General features: G+C 62.4%; 17 protein-coding genes. 11 read left to right on the top strand and 6 right to left on the bottom strand.

From position 1 onward, the window contains the following. Positions 1 to 107 precede the first annotated feature (107 nt). On the top strand, positions 108 to 1,001 hold the full coding sequence (locus tag IVB05_RS28900) for a LysR family transcriptional regulator (RefSeq protein ID WP_247779315.1): 894 nt from the start codon (positions 108 to 110) through the stop codon (positions 999 to 1,001). 236 nt (positions 1,002 to 1,237) lie between these two features. After that, a complete protein-coding gene (locus tag IVB05_RS28895; RefSeq protein WP_247779314.1) occupies positions 1,238 to 1,630 on the top strand; it encodes a RidA family protein in 393 nt (130 codons plus the stop codon). Positions 1,631 to 1,643: 13 nt separating this feature from the next. Here IVB05_RS28895 and IVB05_RS28890 read toward each other — a convergent pair whose 3' ends face one another. Continuing rightward, positions 1,644 to 1,970, bottom strand: coding sequence for a hypothetical protein (locus tag IVB05_RS28890; protein ID WP_247779313.1), 327 nt, complete (start codon positions 1,968 to 1,970; stop codon positions 1,644 to 1,646). Between the two features lie 91 nt (positions 1,971 to 2,061). Continuing rightward, entirely contained in the window at positions 2,062 to 3,015 is a 954-nt protein-coding gene (locus IVB05_RS28885) for a LysR family transcriptional regulator (RefSeq protein ID WP_247779312.1), read from the bottom strand. 122 nt (positions 3,016 to 3,137) lie between these two features. Here IVB05_RS28885 and IVB05_RS28880 point away from each other — a divergent pair, with 122 nt between their 5' ends. After that, positions 3,138 to 4,103, top strand: coding sequence for a Bug family tripartite tricarboxylate transporter substrate binding protein (locus tag IVB05_RS28880; RefSeq protein ID WP_247779311.1), 966 nt, complete (start codon positions 3,138 to 3,140; stop codon positions 4,101 to 4,103). Between the two features lie 79 nt (positions 4,104 to 4,182). On the opposite strand, the gene IVB05_RS28875 is transcribed toward IVB05_RS28880, so the two are convergent. Next, entirely contained in the window at positions 4,183 to 5,433 is a 1,251-nt protein-coding gene (locus tag IVB05_RS28875) for a vanadium-dependent haloperoxidase (protein ID WP_247779310.1), read from the bottom strand. A 151-nt stretch (positions 5,434 to 5,584) separates the two neighbouring features. Here IVB05_RS28875 and IVB05_RS28870 point away from each other — a divergent pair, with 151 nt between their 5' ends. After that, the gene (locus IVB05_RS28870; RefSeq protein WP_247779309.1) at positions 5,585 to 7,144 is read left to right on the top strand and encodes a winged helix-turn-helix domain-containing protein; all 1,560 of its coding nucleotides are present in this window, start codon (positions 5,585 to 5,587) and stop codon (positions 7,142 to 7,144) included. Between the two features lie 697 nt (positions 7,145 to 7,841). Further along, a complete protein-coding gene (locus IVB05_RS28865; RefSeq protein ID WP_247779308.1) occupies positions 7,842 to 8,366 on the top strand; it encodes a hypothetical protein in 525 nt (174 codons plus the stop codon). Positions 8,367 to 8,514: 148 nt separating this feature from the next. Here the strand turns inward: IVB05_RS28865 and IVB05_RS28860 are convergent, their stop codons facing one another. Continuing rightward, positions 8,515 to 9,207, bottom strand: coding sequence for a TetR/AcrR family transcriptional regulator (locus IVB05_RS28860; protein ID WP_247779307.1), 693 nt, complete (start codon positions 9,205 to 9,207; stop codon positions 8,515 to 8,517). A 177-nt stretch (positions 9,208 to 9,384) separates the two neighbouring features. On the opposite strand from IVB05_RS28860, the gene IVB05_RS28855 reads away from it, so the two are divergent. From IVB05_RS28855 to IVB05_RS28840, 4 genes are read left to right on the top strand one after another with little or no spacing between them, the layout of a single operon-like run. After that, positions 9,385 to 10,617 (top strand): acyl-CoA dehydrogenase family protein, encoded by a 1,233-nt coding sequence (locus IVB05_RS28855; protein WP_247779306.1) that lies wholly within the window; start codon positions 9,385 to 9,387, stop codon positions 10,615 to 10,617. A 58-nt stretch (positions 10,618 to 10,675) separates the two neighbouring features. After that, a complete protein-coding gene (locus tag IVB05_RS28850) occupies positions 10,676 to 11,734 on the top strand; it encodes a phosphotransferase family protein (RefSeq protein WP_247779305.1) in 1,059 nt (352 codons plus the stop codon). Positions 11,735 to 11,752: 18 nt separating this feature from the next. Beyond that, positions 11,753 to 12,664, top strand: coding sequence for a DMT family transporter (locus tag IVB05_RS28845; RefSeq protein WP_247787053.1), 912 nt, complete (start codon positions 11,753 to 11,755; stop codon positions 12,662 to 12,664). Positions 12,665 to 12,671: 7 nt separating this feature from the next. After that, positions 12,672 to 13,028, top strand: a complete 357-nt coding sequence (locus IVB05_RS28840; protein ID WP_247779304.1) for a barstar family protein — start codon at positions 12,672 to 12,674, stop codon at positions 13,026 to 13,028. 96 nt (positions 13,029 to 13,124) lie between these two features. Here the strand turns inward: IVB05_RS28840 and IVB05_RS28835 are convergent, their stop codons facing one another. Further along, positions 13,125 to 13,910 (bottom strand): SDR family oxidoreductase, encoded by a 786-nt coding sequence (locus IVB05_RS28835; protein WP_247779303.1) that lies wholly within the window; start codon positions 13,908 to 13,910, stop codon positions 13,125 to 13,127. Positions 13,911 to 14,048: 138 nt separating this feature from the next. Here IVB05_RS28835 and IVB05_RS28830 point away from each other — a divergent pair, with 138 nt between their 5' ends. Together IVB05_RS28830 and IVB05_RS28825 are read left to right on the top strand one after the other, a co-directional pair. Next, on the top strand, positions 14,049 to 14,759 hold the full coding sequence (locus IVB05_RS28830; RefSeq protein ID WP_247787051.1) for a histidine phosphatase family protein: 711 nt from the start codon (positions 14,049 to 14,051) through the stop codon (positions 14,757 to 14,759). Positions 14,760 to 14,848: 89 nt separating this feature from the next. Further along, positions 14,849 to 15,616 (top strand): SDR family oxidoreductase, encoded by a 768-nt coding sequence (locus tag IVB05_RS28825; RefSeq protein ID WP_247779302.1) that lies wholly within the window; start codon positions 14,849 to 14,851, stop codon positions 15,614 to 15,616. Between the two features lie 193 nt (positions 15,617 to 15,809). Here IVB05_RS28825 and IVB05_RS28820 read toward each other — a convergent pair whose 3' ends face one another. Then, positions 15,810 to 17,048, bottom strand: a complete 1,239-nt coding sequence (locus IVB05_RS28820; protein WP_247779301.1) for a serine hydrolase domain-containing protein — start codon at positions 17,046 to 17,048, stop codon at positions 15,810 to 15,812. Positions 17,049 to 17,052: the final 4 nt, after the last annotated feature.

Genomic DNA, 17,052 nt, shown 5'->3' with positions numbered 1-17,052 from the left:
TCATTCGGGCTATGCCGAAAACGAGCATCTGTGTGGATCAGTAGGGCTAGATTTAGCGAGATACCAATGCTATTGCCGAAATTGGTTATGTTGGTTTGGCATTACCAATGGAACTGATCTGGTTTGAAGATTATCTGGCGCTCGCGGAAACCTTGAACTTTTCCAGGGCGGCCGAGCTACGCCACGTCACCCAACCAGCCTTCAGCCGACGGATTCGCGCGCTTGAGAGCTGGATCGGCGCAGCCTTGTTCACTCGTACGACGCACGATGTGGCGCTAACTCCGGCAGGAGAGCATTTTCACAGCCAGGCGGAGGTCCTGACACGAGCCCTGCACCAACTGCGCCGCGACACGTCAGAAGTTTCCGGCCGGGGCGTCAGGCCCTTGTCGATCGCGGCGACCCACGCGCTTTCCTTCACGTTTTTCCCGAAATGGGTTCGCGGCAATGAAAGAGTTCTCGCGCTCGGTAATCTCAGCTTGATCTCCGACAGCATGCAGGCGTGCGAGCAGATGATGCTGCGGGGAGACGCGCAGTTTCTGCTTTGTCACCACCACAAGGACGCGAGGAGCCGGATCGAGTCCGGCCAGTTCAAGAGCATCGTGGTCGGCGTCGACACTCTGGTTCCGCTCAGCGCGCCTGCCGGAAACGGAGTTGCGCGGTGGTGGCTTCATGGCGGCGAGCCGGTAAAATACCTTGCCTATAGTGCGCAATCAGGGTTGGGCCGGATCGTCGCAGCCCAATGGGGCGCGAAAGATCGCGCCTTTGCGCTTGAGACGGTCTTTACCTCGCACCTCGCCGCGACGCTGCTCTCGATGGCCCGCGCAGGAGATGGCGTGGCTTGGCTGCCTCGAACGTTGGCTGAAGAGGACATCTCGGCCGGGTCGCTGGTTGAAGCAGGCAGCCCCGAACTTGAGATACCAATCGAAATCCGCCTGTTTCGCCCGGTCGCACGTCAAAGCAAGGCGATCGAAGCGATCTGGTCGGCCTTTGAACGGAGTTGATGTTCTTCAATTCACCGCGCTTCCCGCGTCACCAACCTCCCGGACGCTTTCTTCATCCGTTCCTCGCCACCGGTCAGCGCGATCACAATCGGGGACTACGACGCCAAGGTTGGAAGCGCTGAGCGCGCAGAAGATCGTGTGATCTCGACATCGACACTTCCACCTTAATCGAAGTATATTGGCGTCGCATTTGCGCTAGCCTGCACCCTCGATCAGTCCGCTCGAGAGGTGCAACGATGAAACGGGAAGTCATTCGCGTCGAGCCGATGTCGTCTTGGCTTGCCAAACGGAACGCGCCGGTCTCGCCGGTCACGCGCGGCGGCGGCATGGCGTTCGTTTCGGGCCTGCCGCCGTTCGATCCCGATACCGGCGAACTCTTCGCCGGCCCGATCGAGCGTCAGACCGAACTCGTGCTCGAGCAACTGAAACTGTGCCTGGAGACCGCGGGCACATCGCTGCGCAACGTGATGAAGTGCAACATCTACTGCACCTCGGCTGCGCACTTTGCCGCCGTCAACGCGATCTACGCACGCTATTTCCCGGAAGAACCTCCGGCGCGCATCTTCGTCTGCGTTCCCGAATGGTTTGGGCCGTTCGACATAGAGATCGATTGCGTCGCGGTGATATAGACCGCGTTCCAATTCAGCGCAGGCCCTGACGGTCGATCACGATGCGGTGGATCTGGATGAACTCCGGGAGTTCGATCAGGAACTCGGGGTCGCGGTCGAGGTGGTGAACCTTGGTCGGCTCGCCCTTGGTGAAGGCCGTCATCGAGTCGAGATCGCTCCAATAGGAAATGGTCGTGAACCAGCTCTCGTGTTCGCGATCCTCGCGGAATAGCTGGACGCCAAGCGCCGTTTTCTCCAGCGGCGGGATTCCTTCCGCCTTCAGATAGGTCTCGTAACTGTCCGCGATCTCAGGCCGCGTGCGGCCGCGCCAGATGCGGGCAATCGTCGGTTCGGTTGGCATCGGAACTCCCTCTGTGATCCAATGTGAGGCGTCGACTTGCCGACGACAAAGATGTCCAACCACAACGGCATTGCCAGCCTCGGTGTTCCAACTACTTCTGCGCAGCACGCGATATCCGCTTCGGCTGGATGTCCTGCAGGACCGGCGCGACCGACTGCGCGAACAGTTTCGCCACCGGACTGAGCGCGCGATCCTTCAGCGCGATCAGTCCGATCGCCCCGCGCGTGGTCGGCAGCCGCACGTCCACGGAGGTCAACTGCGGATGTTCATTCGGCGTCGTCAGCATGGCGCGGGGATGGATGCCAAGGAAATTGCCGTTGCCGACCAGGACGCTCAGCGAATAGGTGCAGGATGTCGTAACGGTCGCTCGCGGAAATTCCAGGCCTTGCGCTTCGAATTCGCCGCGCATGACGCCGGTGAGGAAGCCGGTTGCGGGCGGAAATACCCAAGGTTCGCCGAGGAGGTCTGCCAGCGCCACGTTGCGCCGCGAGGCCCATTTGCTCTGCTTGCTGCAGATCACCACGAGTTCGTCGTGAAACAGCGTCTCGACACTCAGATCGTCATTGCCCGCCATCGAGGCGAGCCGGCTGATGACGACCTCGACGTCGCGTTGGCGCAATTGACGCAGCAGCACGTCGGTCGGGCCGACGGTCAGTTCGAACCGCATCCGCGGATAGCGCGGTACCAGGCGATTGAACACGGCGGAAGCAACCGCCGACATCGGCGGCGTCGTGCCGATCCGCAACTCGCCGACCTCGGGGTCGGCGAGCGAGGCGATCTCGCTGATGCCGTGCCGCAACTCATTGAACACGATGGCGCTGCGCGCCAGCAGGGCCCGGCCGTACACCGTCGGCGTCACCCCCTGCGACGAGCGGTCGAGCAGCGGCACGCCGACGGCGTGCTCGAGCTCTGAAATCGCGTAGGAAACGGCCGGCTGGGTGATCGACATCCGCGCCGCCGCCTTGGCCATGCTCCCCGTTTCGGCCGCGGCCTGAAACACCTTGAGATCGCGAAGCTTGATGCGCCGGTCGGGGTCGCCGTCCATGCCTGCCTCCATCAATGTATTTTATCGGACCATAAGGAAAACGACACTTCCTTTATGGATCATCGGGGCCGAGGGTCGACGGGTCAAGGTCATAATAACCGTCTGCCATCGCGAGGGCGTCCATGCGCACGATCCGAATTGCATTGGCACTGACACTGGCGCTCGGCCTGATGGCCGATCATGCCGCGGCCCAGGTCGGCGAATCCCCGATCCGGCTCGTTCTGCCGTTTCCGGCTGGCGGGGTCGGCGACACGGCGTTGCGGATGATCGCAGAATCCATGCGCGTGCGGCTCAATCGGACGGTCATCGTCGAGAACAAGCCCGGCGCGGCCGGACGCCTCGGCATCCAGTCGGTAAAGGACGCGCCGGCGGACGGCACGGTCTTGCTGTTCACGCCGATCGCGCCGATGGCGCTGTTCCCGCACGTCTATGACAATTTGGCTTACGATCCGGTCCGGGATTTTCAGCCGATCTCGCAAGTCGGGACCTTCGATCTCGGCGTCGCGGTAGGCGCGAACGTGCCGGCCAAAAACCTCAAGGAGCTGGTTGACTGGTTGAAGAACCATCCCGATCAGGCGGCTTATGGTACGCCGGCCGCCGGATCGCTGCCGCACTTCTTTGCGGTGCTCTTTGCGCGCCACGCCAACCTCGATCTTCGTCACGTCGCCTACAAAGGCAATCCGCAAGCCATTACCGACCTGATCGGCGGACACTTGCCGCTTTTCTTCACCTCGACTCAGGATCTGGTCGAGGCCCACAAGGCCGGACGCATCCGCGTCCTAGCGACATCGGGCCTGGCGCGATCGCCGGCGCTATCAGAAGTGCCGACGTTTATGGAGAGCGGGTACGCCATTCGCGGCGAGGGCTGGTATGGCATCTATGCCCCGGCCAAAACGCCGGCCGCGGTCGTTGCGCAATTGAACCGGGCTGTCGTCGAAGCTGTGCGCACCGACGAATTCAAGAACCGGCTGACGCCGCTGGGCGTCCAGACCACAGGCACATCGGCAGAAGAGTTTTCAAGGATCCAGAAGTCCGATTCCGAATTGTGGGGACCCGTCATCAAGGCCTCCGGCTTCAAGCCCGAATAGGAAGGACGGCTCGTCCGCCGCGGCGGTGACAGAAGAGGCCGCCGGCGCGCGGGCGGCCTCTTCGAACTGGTTCAGGCAATCAGCGTTTCTGCTGGGCATCGGCCACGGCGCCCGGCATCAGCGTCGTGACCGCGAGGTCGCCGATCTTCTTTCCCATCTCTTTCCCGGCTTCGGTGGAGAAGCGGTAGTGGAAGCCGGCATAGATGCGCGCGCTGGAAACCTCGTCGCTATAGTCCTGCAGCCGCGTCCATTTGCGTGTAACGCCGGGCGCCGTCGGGCTTACCAGGGCAATCTCGGCAATCTCGTTGCCCACGACGTGCTGCAGCACCGTGGCAATGGCGCTGGCGACGATACAATGCGCACATGGATATTCCGGGTGCATCGGCGTCACGCCCAAGGGCTGCCATGATGCCTCGCGCGGGGTCGCCGGGTTGGAGGTGAGGTCGGCATTGCGGATGGCGGTCACGGGACGCCATAGATTATGGGCATATTTCGCATCGAACACCGCGATGAAGGCGTCGGCGCTGGCGATCGACGTCAGGGCATAGAGGCGGGCGCAATCGACGAGGTCCATCGTCCTGTTCGAGGCGATCTGGCGGACAATCGCATTATAGGTCCTCGGTCCGGTGAAGAACCAGAAGCGGGCGATCGTCGTCTGCTCGGCCGAGCGCTTGGCGCTTGCAAGGCTGCCGATCTCGCGAATTTCGTTCAAATCCCTGGTCCAGGTTTCCGAGGTCAGCGCGGGAGGCGGAGCGGCGCGAAATTGCGACGCGCTTGCCATCACGAACGGCTTGGTCTTCGAAGCCGTCGACTCGATCGGTATCGTGGTCGGAATATAGACGCCGGCCGTGGTGGCGGGACGATAATCTTCCGGTGTGTTGCTACCGTCATTGGCACGCAAGGCGATGACCCCGGCAGCGGCTTGCTTGCCCAGTTCGACGCCCTTTGCCTTCGCCTCGTTCTCGGCAATCCCGGCAAGCGAGGCCGCCAGCGTCGCGTCGAGGTCGGCCTTCTTGTCGGGGTGCAGCGCCAGCAGCACGTCATAGGCTGCGGCAGCCGCCGCGGCTTCCCTCGACACGTTCTTGTCAGCGGTGAGCTTGAGCTTGTAAGGCGCATAGCGGCGGTCGATGGCGTTGACAGCCTCGAACATCGCGATGTGGAGCATCGCCTGACCGCGGGAATTGGCAGCATTCAGGAGCTGCTTTTCGATCGCGATGGCGTCAGCCTTGGCGTTCCAGTCCATGATGACGTCGCCGCGGGCGACGGTGGCGGATAGCGCGAGGGCGCCGCTGATCCAAATCGCCAGGGAAAACCTTGATAATGGCGCCATTGGAACTTCTCCTTTTGGGGGGCCCCTCAAAGTCAGGGACCTCCGGATGCTCCCACATCCGCAGGCGCGGCCGTCGTGAAGAAGCGGTGAAATTGTGATGAAATGGTCTAGATTGCCGGTGGACTCCAACTGAAGGCCGCTCCTCAGAGACATGCCGGAACTCAAGAGCTACCGTTTTGGCCCGTTCCTGGTCGACCGCCGATCGGCCTGTCTGCGCCGCGACGGCGTCATCGTGCCGCTGCGGCCAAAGTCCTTCGATGTGCTGGCCTATCTCGCGCAGCACCCCGGCCGGCTCGTTCCGAAGTCAGAGCTGATCGATAACGTCTGGCAGAACCTCAACGTCACGCCGAACTCGCCGGTTCAGTGCATCAAGGAGATCCGGCAGGCCCTGCAGGACGACACCCAGGCGATCATCGAAACCGTCTCCAAGCGCGGCTATCTGTTCGCCTTGCCGGTGATGGCGATCGAGGCTGGCGATGCGCCCTTGAGCGCGGAAGCCGGTCAAAGCCGTGCGCTGCCTTTGCCCGATCGTCCCTCCATTGCGGTGCTGCCGTTTGACAACATGAGCGGCGATCCGGATCAGGACTACTTCGCTGACGGCATATCCGAGGACTTGATCACCGGCCTGTCGCGCATCCGGTGGCTGTTCGTCATCGCGCGCAACTCGACCTTTGTCTACAAGGGCCGTGCCGTCGATGTCAGGCAAGTCGCAAGCAAGCTTGGCGTCCGCTACGTACTCGAAGGTAGTGTGCGCCGGGCCGGCCAGCGCCTGCGCGTCAGCGCCCAGCTGATCGACGCGGTGACCGGTGGCCACCACTGGGCCGAACAATACGACCGCGAACTCGGCGACATCTTTGCAATCCAGGATGACATCACGAGCAGCGTCGTCGCTTCGATCCAGCCGCGCCTGTTGGCAGCGGAGGGCGTTCGCGCATTTTCGCGTTCGCCCGGCGATCTCGGCGCCTGGGAGCTGGTGGCGCGCGCGCAGACGCATGTCTGGCGGCTCAACCGAACGGATAGTGAAGCCGCCATCGAAGCGCTTAATCGCGCCGTTGATGCCTATCCGGATTACGCCCCGGCCCGAAGCCTGCTTGCGTTCTGCCTGGTGTTTGCGGCCCACAATGGCTGGATCAATCGCGACCAGGGATTGCTTGTGGCGCGTCCGCACATCGTTCGGGCGATTGCGTTGGATGATTGCGATCCGTGGGGACAGATCGCGCTCGGCTATTGGTCGATGATGGAACGTCGTACCGAAGAATCGATCGCGGCGTTCCGGCGCGCTGTCAGCCTCAATCCGAGCTTCGCGGCCGCGCATTGCTACCTCAGCCATGGGCTGGCGTTCTCCGGGCGATGTGACGAAGCCATCGCGCATGGCAACGAGGCGATCCGGCTCAGCCCGCTGGATCCCGACACCGCGATGTTCCTGGGCGGCATGACCGTCGCGCACTATCTCGCCGGCCGATACGCAGACGCCTTTCGAACTTCGGAAGAGTTACTGCGATTGCGCCCAGGCTTTCACGGTGCACAGCGGCTTCGCTGTGCGAGCCTGGCTCAGATGGGGAGGGAAGAAGAGGCCGGACAATCTCTCGCCGCCGTACGGCTCGAACAACCCCAGCTCTCGGTCGACTGGATAAAGTCGAGCGTCCCCTATCAGACGCCAGAGTTGATGGAGCATTTCCTTGCAGGGATGCGCAAGGCCGGGCTTACATAGTGAGGGGGCGGCAGCACGTTCATATTCGGGTATTGAAAGACTTGCGCTTTTTCCTCTGCACTTGTCGGGCAAATCACCCAAAACCTGTCCAGCCCCCGTTGCAAAAATATTCCGCTTAACGTGTTGGGCAAATCAGTCGCATAACTCCGCCCGTCTCACGGCGGATGAGGGGCGTTGGCCATCGTCACGAACGCGCGGTGAGATGCGATGGACGCGAGAGCTGCGACTGACGTGTGCGGCTCGAGCGTACGGCGAAGTCGTGTGGTCCTGACGCCGCGGTGCTGGCGCTAAGTTCTCGAGAAGCAAGCTTCTTGGGGGCGACGGTGGCAAGAAAGCCGTTCACCGGGGAGAGCTCGAAGTAAGCCGTAAAGCCATTGCGCAGGGAAGGCCGGAGTGTTTCCGCCGAACCTGTATGCTCGTGTGCGTTTTTGCCGTGCGCCATTGCACGCGAGACCGCGGGTGCGGCGTGCACCCGGTCTTCCCTGCGCCCTCTAATTTCAAAGAGGGCAAACGAAGATGCAAGCCTCGGGCGATCAGCGTCGCGAGCTCGCGAAACTGTATCCACCGTCATTGCGAGCCAACGGGTCGCGCGAATGCGCGCCCGGTGACAGGCTCCGCGAAGCAATCCACATCTCCACTTGCCGCGCTATGGATTGCTTCGCTGCGCTCGCAATGACGGGGAAGGCCTGGGTGCCCCATGCTGACGCTGTCCTTGAGCAAATGCATCCCCAAACTTCGGTTCGCTCATCCGTGCTACAAGTATCGAACTCCATCTCGTAAGGACGCTCAGACCAAAAACGAAGCAGGGGGATTCGCCATGAAAGCAAATCTGATCTCGTGGGGTGTGTTCGCCGCGTTCGTAGCCTGCGCCGTCGGTTTTGGATGGCACGCGGCGCTCTTTCGTTTTGACGGGACAATGGGCGCGGCGAAGCTTGTTGTCTGGCTCGCCTTCCTGCTGTTCACGGCCTATTCGATCTACTGCAGCAGCAGGGAAAATATCTTCAAGACCATCAGAACCATGGCGCGGCTGCATTGGGGGCGGCAGATCGGAACAGACCTTTACTTCGGGCTGTTGCTTTTCCTGGCGGTCATCTATCTGCACCAGGGTTCGGTTCTCGTCCTGGCGGCCTGGCTCATTCCGGTTCTGCTGTTCGCAAACCTCGCGACACTGCTGTACGTCGCGATCCATTTCGAAACGCTGGTCGCCCGGTTCGTCACATGACGCATCGTAGCCCGGATGGAGCGCAGCGAAATCCGGGATGTTCGTGGCACCGGCCCGGGATTTCGCGGAGCCTGTCATCGGGCGCGCATTCGCGCGACCCGTTGGCTCATTCGGGCTACGAGAATTCAGCGCGTTTGCCGGGTCTGGCTCACAAATCTTGCCGGGTCAGCCTGCCATGCGGCACCGCCGGCCGGACGGGCGCCTTCTTTGCCGGCGTTTCGCCGCCCGTCAGCGCCATCACCGAGACCGAGACCACGCGATCGACGATGGCATCCACGTCGTTGAGGTCGCATTGGCCTTCCGACAATTTCGTCAGCCGCTCTTTCTCCCGGATGGTGTGATGCGACATCGCCAGCGCGAAGTGAAGGCCCCAATAGAGATCGGTGTCGTCGCGGCCGGGCATCGCGCGGCGCATCGCGGCGATGAATTTCCGCAAATGATCGACCTCGCGGTTCTTGATGCGGCGGATCGGCGGTACCGACTCGATCGACGCGCGGATCATGAAGCGCGCCGCCGTCGAGCCTTCGCGGTCGGGGCCGAGGCAGCCGCGCAGGGTAGGGCCGACCAGCGCATGCAGGATGGCGTCGATCGGGGCGCGGCCGCCGCCCTTTTCCTCGGCAGCCTTCAACTCGTTGAGCCGCTCGCGGTTGGTGGCGAGGCTGCGGGTGACAAACAGCTCCGCGATCAGCTCGTCCTTGGAGCCGAAATGATAATTCACCGCGGCGAGATTGACATTAGCTTCGGCGACGATGTCGCGCAGCGTCACGTCGCCAAAACCGCGATCGGCGTAAAGCCGTTCGGCGGCGGCAAGGATGGCAGACCGGGTCCGATCGCTCGACATATCTGGTCCCCGTTTGCGGAGTTGCAATTCAAACAGTTGTATGAAACTATCGTTTGAAGGGCCGGAAATGTCAATCCGTCGTCTCATTGCGAAGCGCAAAATACCTTGCGGCGAATGGGAGGCGGGCAGACAGTGCGGCCCAACGAATTCGAAAAGCCCAGAGCCGAGGAGCGCCCCATGAACTTTGATATGTCCGAAAAGCAAAAGGAATGGCTGAATCGCGTGCAGGCGTTCATGAAGACGCATGTTCGTCCCGCGGTTCCGATCTATGACAAGCAGGATGCGGAGGGCCCGCGCTGGAAGGTGATCCCGATCCTCGAGGAACTGAAGAAGAAGGCCAAGGCCGAAGGCCTCTGGAACATGTTCATGCCGCCGAACGCGCATGAAGACGACGAGTTCCGCGGTGCGGGATTGACCAACCTCGAATATGCGCTGCTGTCGGAAGAGATGGGCCACATCTCCTGGGCCTCGGAGGTGTTCAACTGCTCCGCACCCGATACCGGCAACATGGAAGTGTTCATCCGCTACGGCACCAAAGAGCAGAAGCGGAAATGGCTGCGGCCGCTGATGGACGGCGAGATCCGCTCCGCCTTCCTGATGACGGAGCCGGCCGTGGCGTCATCGGACGCCACCAACATCGAAACGCGGATCGAAAAGGATGGCGACCACTACGTCATCAACGGCCGCAAATGGTGGTCGTCGGGCGTCGGCGATCCCCGCTGCAAGATCGCGATCCTGATGGGCAAGACCGATCCGAAGGCGGCGAAGCACCAGGCGCAGTCGCAGATCCTGGTGCCGCTCGATACCCCCGGCATAAAGGTCGAGAAGATGCTGCCGGTGTTCGGCTTTGACGATGCGCCGCACGGTCACGCCCAGGTGCTGCTGGAAAACGTTCGCGTGCCGAAGGAAAACATCCTGCTCGGCGAAGGCCGCGGCTTCGAGATCGCGCAGGGCCGTCTCGGTCCGGGCCGCATCCATCATTGCATGCGCACCATCGGCAAGGCCGAGGAGGCGCTGGAGAAGATGGTGAAGCGGCTGGCCTCGCGCACCGCGTTCGGCAAGAAGATCATCGAGCACTCGGTGTGGGAACAGCGCATCGGCGAAGCGCGCGCCGACATCGAGATGAATCGCTTGCTGTGCCTCAAGGCCGCCGACATGATGGACAAGGTCGGCAACAAGACCGCGCAGGCCGAGATCGCGATGATCAAGGTCACAGCCCCGAATATGGCGTTGAGGATCATCGACAATGCCATCCAGGCTTACGGCGGCGGCGGTGTCTCCGATGAGGCCGGCCTGGCGCGGGATTATGCCCATATCCGTACGCTCCGCCTGGCGGATGGTCCGGACGAGGTGCACAATCGCGCCATTGCCAGACTTGAACTTCGGAAGTATGCAAACGCTACGCACTAACGGGAACGTCAAGATGGCGCTCCCCAAAGTTCAAGAAGAAATTTGAGGGAGCGTCATCGTGGCGGACGGCGTCAGGAAAGACGAAGAGTTCTCGGGCACCAAGGAAGTCGAGGAGCGTCATCGTATCAACGAGGCGAGCCTTGACGGCTGGATGCGCGAGCATGTCGAAGGCTATCAGGGGCCCTTAACCGTCCTGCAGTTCAAGGGCGGCCAGTCCAACCCGACCTACAAGCTCGAGACACCAGGCCAATCCTACGTGATGCGCCGAAAACCGTTCGGCAAATTGCTGCCGTCGGCACATGCGGTCGATCGCGAGTTTCGCGTCATCGCAGCGCTCGGCAAGCAGGGCTTTCCGGTCGCGAAAGCCTATGCGCTGTGCACCGACGATGCCGTGATCGGCGCCGCCTTCTATATCATGTCGATGGAAGAGGGCCGGGTGTTCTGGGATCCGACGCTGCCGAGCCAGACGCCGGAAAACCGGCGCAAGATTTTCGCCAGCAAGATCGAGACGCTGGCCAACCTCCACGTCTTCAATCCGGAAGCGATTGGCCTCGGCGATTTCGGCAAGCCCGGCAATTATTTCGCGCGCCAGATCGATCGCTGGACCAAGCAGTACCGCGCCTCGGAAACCCAGCACATTCCGGAATTCGAGAAGGTGGCCGAATGGCTGCCGCGAACCGTACCTGAACAGAAGCGGGTTTCGATCGTCCACGGCGACTATCGCCTCGACAACATGATTTTCCATGCGACGGAACCGCGGGTGCAGGCGGTGCTGGACTGGGAGCTGTCGACGCTTGGCGATCCCATGGCCGACTTCACCTATCTGTTGATGCAGTGGACCATGCCGGGTCTCGCCAATGCCGATATCAAGGCGTTGAACATTCCGAGCGTGGACGAGGCCGCGCAGATCTATTGCGCCGTCACCGGCATGGAAGTGCCCGATCTCAACTGGTACTTCGCCTACAACATGTTCCGCCTTGCGGGCATCACGCAGGGTATTGCCGGACGTATCCGCGACGGCACCGCGGCGAACGCCAAGGCGCTGGAGTCGGCGGCGCGCACCGTACCGCTGTCGAAGTCTTCCTGGGAATACGCGCAGAAGGCCGGCGCGATCTAAGCCGCGTCGTTGGTTTACTTGGCCCTGTCTCCGAACATTCGCGGCAGCCTGCTCATGGCGGTGTCCATGGCGGCGTTCACCACGAACGACTCCATCACCAAGGTGGTGTCGTCCGAGATGAACTTCGGCCAGGTGATGCTGGTGCGCGGGCTGTTCGCGATTCTGCTGGTCGCGACGTTCGCGTGGCATCAGGGCGCGCTGCGTCCGTTGCGCACCCTGATGGTCAAGCCGGTGGCGCTGCGCGTGTTTGGCGAAATCGGCGGAACGATCTCGTTCATGGCGGCGCTCGCGCATTTGCCGCTCGCCAATACGTCGGCGATCTTCCAGGCCTTGCCGCTCGCGATCACGCTCGGCGCCGCCGTGATCTTCGGCGAGCCGGTCGGATGGCGGCGCTGGTCGGCGATCGTGGCCGGCTTCATCGGCGTGCTCATCATCGTGCGGCCGGGGCTTGCCGGCTTCAGCCAGTATTCCCTGTTCGCGCTGGTGTCGGTCGCCTTCTGCGCGCTGCGCGATCTCGCGACGAGAAATATCCCCGCAAAGATCCCGTCATTGTTCATCACCTTGCTGACCACCGTGACAGTGACGACGGCGGGCGGCGCCATTCTCGTTCCACTCGGCGGCTGGACGCCGCCCTCAGCGAACGCGCTCTGCCTGCAGGCGCTGGCCGCCGTGCTGCTGCTGATCGGCTATCAATGCATCATTTCGGCGCTGCGCTCCGGCGATATCTCGGCGGTGGCGCCGTTCCGGTATTCCGCGCTGCTGTGGGCGATGCTGCTCGGCTATCTCGTGTTCGGCGATGTGCCCGACGCGATGATGGTGACGGGGGCCGCGATCATCGTGCTGTCCGGCCTCTACGCCTTCTACCGTGAGCGCATCCGCCACCGCGCGCTGGCGGCGGAATCATCCGGCCTGCCGCCCGACGGGTTGTGAGGATTCCATGCAGACGACCGTTATCACCATCGCCGCTGACCAGATCTCGGATTGGGACAGCTTCCACTCCGTATTCCAAGCGGCGCTCGGCTTTCCCGAGTTCTATGGCCGCAACATGAACGCCTGGATTGACTGTATGACGGACATCGACGATCCGTCTGGCGGCATGACGACTGTATCCGTGGCGCGGGGAGAGCTGGTGGCGATGCGGATCGATGACGCGCCCGCTTTCGAACAACGTTGCCCTGAACAGTATAGGGCTCTGATCGAGTGCACGGCCTTCGTGAACTACCGGCGCGTGGAGGTCGGAGAAGCCCCGGTGCTCACCCTCATGCTTGGTGGTTGGTTTCAGGATCGGTCGTAGGTCATGGCATCCGTCATTGCGAGGAGCGAAGCGACGAAGCAATCCATACGTCCGGTGCGGCCGGATGGATTGCTTCGCTTCGCTCGCAATGACGAGCTAAATCGGCTTGCCCGTATACGGCATCGACGCGGTGAGGCCGCCGTCGACCGGGATCGCCTGGCCGTTGACGTAGGAGGCGTCGTCGCTGGCGAGGAACAATCCCATCGCCGCGAGTTCGTGCGGCTGGCCGGGGCGCTTCAGGGGATTGAGCTGGCCGATCTTGTCCTGGGTGCCGCGCTCCTTGGCGCGGTCGAACACCGGCTTGGTCATGCCGGTCTCGATCAGGCCGGGGCACACCGCGTTGATACGCACGCCGGTGCCGGACAGCGAGTAGGCGGTGGTCTGCACCAGGCTAATGACGCCGGCCTTGCTCGCGCCGTAAGGGTGACCGCTGGCGCCAGCCTTGAGGCCCGCGACGGAGGCGGTGCAGACGATCGAGCCGGACTTCTGCTTGATCATGTGCGGCATCGAATGCTTGATCGCGAGGAACGGCCCGATCAGGTTGACGCGCAAGACCTCCTGCCAATGGTCGACGGTCTGTTCGGCCAGCGGCACCAGCCCGCCGCTGACGCCGGCATTGGCCCAGATCGCGTCGAGCCTGCCGTAATTCGCGACCGCCTTGTTGATGAAGGCCTTCACGTCGGCTTCGGAACCGGCATCCGCCATCACGGCTTCGACGGTGCCGCCGGCATCGCTGACGAGTTTTGCGGTTTCCTTCACGCCCTCGCTGAGGTCGACGATGACGAGCTTCGCCCCCTCCTTGGAAAACAGCACCGACGCGGCGCGCCCGATGCCGCTTCCAGCACCTGTGATGACGACGGATTTGCCTTCGAGGCGGCCCATGAATTTCTCCCTGATAGTTAAGCGCTCAGGCGTCTGCCGCCTTGCGGAATTCAAACAAGATTTCAAACGTCAAAGTCACTTGAGACGATGCGTGCTCTGACGTACAGCGACAACGAACAGTATTGAAGGGCTTTGATGATGTCGAATCCAGACAGGCCGCGGGTGATTGCGACGCGATGGTGGTGGGTACGCCATGCACCGGTCCGCGAAGATAACGGCTGCATCTACGGGCAAAAGGATCTGGGCTGCGACACCAGCGATCGCGTCGTGTTCGAGGCGGTCGGAAAAATCTTGCCGCGCAATGCGGTCTGGTATGCAAGCAATCTGAAGCGCACGCATCAGACCGCAAACGCGATCTGGGCCGCGGGCTTTCCCAAGCCGTCAGATATGCCGCACGTGAACGCGTTCGCCGAGCAGCATCTCGGCCAATTGCAGGGCATGAATCGCGCGGCATTTTACGCGAGCCTGCCGGTCGGCAGCCACTGGCTTACTGGTATCGACGAACCCGCGCCCGGCGGCGAGAGTTTCATGGACCTCTATAACCGCGTGTGCGGCGCGATCGAGCGCATTAATGCCGAGCAAGCGGGCAGGGACATCATCGTTGTTGCGCATGGCGGCACGATCAGGGCTGCGGTCGGCCTTGCGCTGGGCGGTCAGCCCGGAAAAGGCCTCGACTTCGATATCGACAATTGTTCGGTGACGCGGCTCGATCATCTCTCAAGCGCCAATCACACCGGCTGGCGGCTGCCGATGGTCAACCAGCAGCCGTGGATCGCGGATGCCTCGCACAACGCGATGCATCAGCCGGCGGGACCGGAGGTCGAGCCGCCGGCGACGAAACTCGCCTGAGCCTTAAGTTGTCGAGAACCGCAAAGGCTGCTTAGTTCGAATTCAAGACCAAACCGGCATCGCGCTGGATCAACATCGGGGAGAGAGACATGAGCTTGTTCGATATGACCGGGAAAGTCGCCGTCATCACCGGCTCCACGCGCGGCATCGGCCGCGCCATTGCCGAGCGCATGGCCGAACACGGCGCCAAGGTGGTGATCTCCTCGCGCAAGCAGGACGTCTGCGATCAGGTCACCAAGGAGATCAACGAAAAATTGGGCAAGGGGACCGCGGTTGCGATCGCGGCGAACATTTCCAGCAAGGAAAATTTGCAGAACCTGGTCGACGAATCCAACCGTGCGTTCGGCAAGATCGACGTGCTGGTCTGCAACGCCGCGTCCAATCCCTATTACGGTCCGCTCGGCGGCATTTCCGACGACCAGTTCCGAAAAATCCTCGACAATAACATCGTCGCCAACAACTGGCTGATCAACATGGTGGTGCCGCAGATGATCGAGCGCAAGGACGGCTCGATCGTGATCGTGTCCTCGATCGGCGGCCTGAAGGGGTCGACCGTGCTTGGCGCCTACGCGATCTCGAAGGCCGCCGACATGCAGCTTGCGCGCAATCTCGCTTGCGAGTACGGCAAGCACAACATCCGCGTGAACTGCATCGCGCCCGGCCTGATCAAGACCGATTTCGCCAAGGCGCTATGGGATAATCCGGAGACGCTGAAGGCGTCCACCGCGCGTTCGCCGCTGTTGCGCATCGGCGTGCCGGACGAGATCGCGGGCGCCGCGGTGCTGATGGGATCGAAGGCGGGTGACTTCATGACCGGCCAGACCATCGTGATCGACGGTGGAGCTACGATCAGTTGAGGGTGAGCTAGTACGGTGCACGCATTTTTTACTCGGTGTCATCGTCCGCCTTGTGCGCAATTGCGCACTGGGGCGGACGATCCAGTAAACGCAGCCGTCTCGCTTCCAATAGATGACACGGCGTACTGGATGCCCCGCCTTCGCGGGGCATGACGGTTGTGATTGGGCGTTGCACCTGGAATAACGCCTCGCCTCACTCCACCGCGGCGTACACCAAATCCCGCAGCATGTTGCGGATATATTCGCGCTGGCCCGGGCCCTGCATCATGAACACCGTGAACAGGTCTTCCGCAGGATCGATGAAGAAGAACGTGCCGGCCATCCCGCTCCAGAAGAACTGACCGAGCGAGCCCGGGAACGGCGCGATGCCCCGATGGGTCCGGACGGCGAAGCCGAGGCCAAAACCGTGACCGGGCGGCATCAGCGGCGAGTCGACCTTCACACCCGGTGCGAGATGATCCGAGGCCATCAGCTCCAGCGTCTTGCGGCCGATGATCCTGACGCCGTCGAGCGTGCCGCCGTTGAGCGTGCCGCCGTTGAGCAGCATCTGGCAGAACCGCGCGTAGTCCATGGTGGTTGAGACCAGCCCGCCGCCGCCGGATTCCATCGCGGGCTTCTCCAGCATGTTGAAGAGCTGCACCTTGTCGCCGTTCCACGGATCGTTCGCGAACGGCTCGGCGAGCCGGCCGGCATTCGCTTCCGGCGTATGGAATGCGGTCTCGGCCATCTGCAGCGGCGCCAGGATGCGTTCGGTCAGGAAGGCGCCGAGCGATTTTCCGGAGACAACCTCGATGATGCGGCCGAGCACGTCGGTCGAGCGGCTGTAATTCCATTCCGCGCCGGGCTGGCACACCAGCGGCATGCCGGCGATCATGGTAGCGTGCTCCGCGTTGGTGATCTTGCGGCTGCGCAGCCGCGACTGCTGGTAGAGCTGCTGGACCAGGCCGTTGCCGGTGTGGTCGTAGGTCAGGCCCGACGTATGCCGCAACAGATCCTGAACGGTCATCTGCCGCTTCACCGGTACCAGCTCGAGCTTGCCGTTGTTCTCGATGCCGACCTTCTGGTCGGCAAATTCCGGAATGAATTTTGCGACGGGATCGCCCAGGATGAAGTGGCCGTCCTCGACCAGCATCATGATGCCGACGGAGACGATCGGCTTGGTCATCGAGAAGATGCGGAAGATGCTGTCATGGGCCATCGGCGTGGCTGCCGCCGGGCTCTGCCGACCGATGGCATCGAACCAGCCGATCTGGCCGCGCCGCGCCACCATCACCGTGGCCCCGGGGAGGGTCCCCTTGTCGATCTCACGCCTGAAAGCATCCGACATCCGCTGCAGGCGGACGGTCGAGAGCCCGATGGTTTCGGGCTTGGCGTCGGGGAGAGAAGGCGTCTGGGGGGCGGATATCGGCCGGGCGGCGGTCTGCGCGTTCATGGTT

Origin of the sequence: Bradyrhizobium sp. 170 (assembly GCF_023101085.1) — a bacterium.
Taxonomy (GTDB): domain Bacteria; phylum Pseudomonadota; class Alphaproteobacteria; order Rhizobiales; family Xanthobacteraceae; genus Bradyrhizobium.
This window is presented reverse-complemented; position numbering and strand designations above follow the sequence as displayed.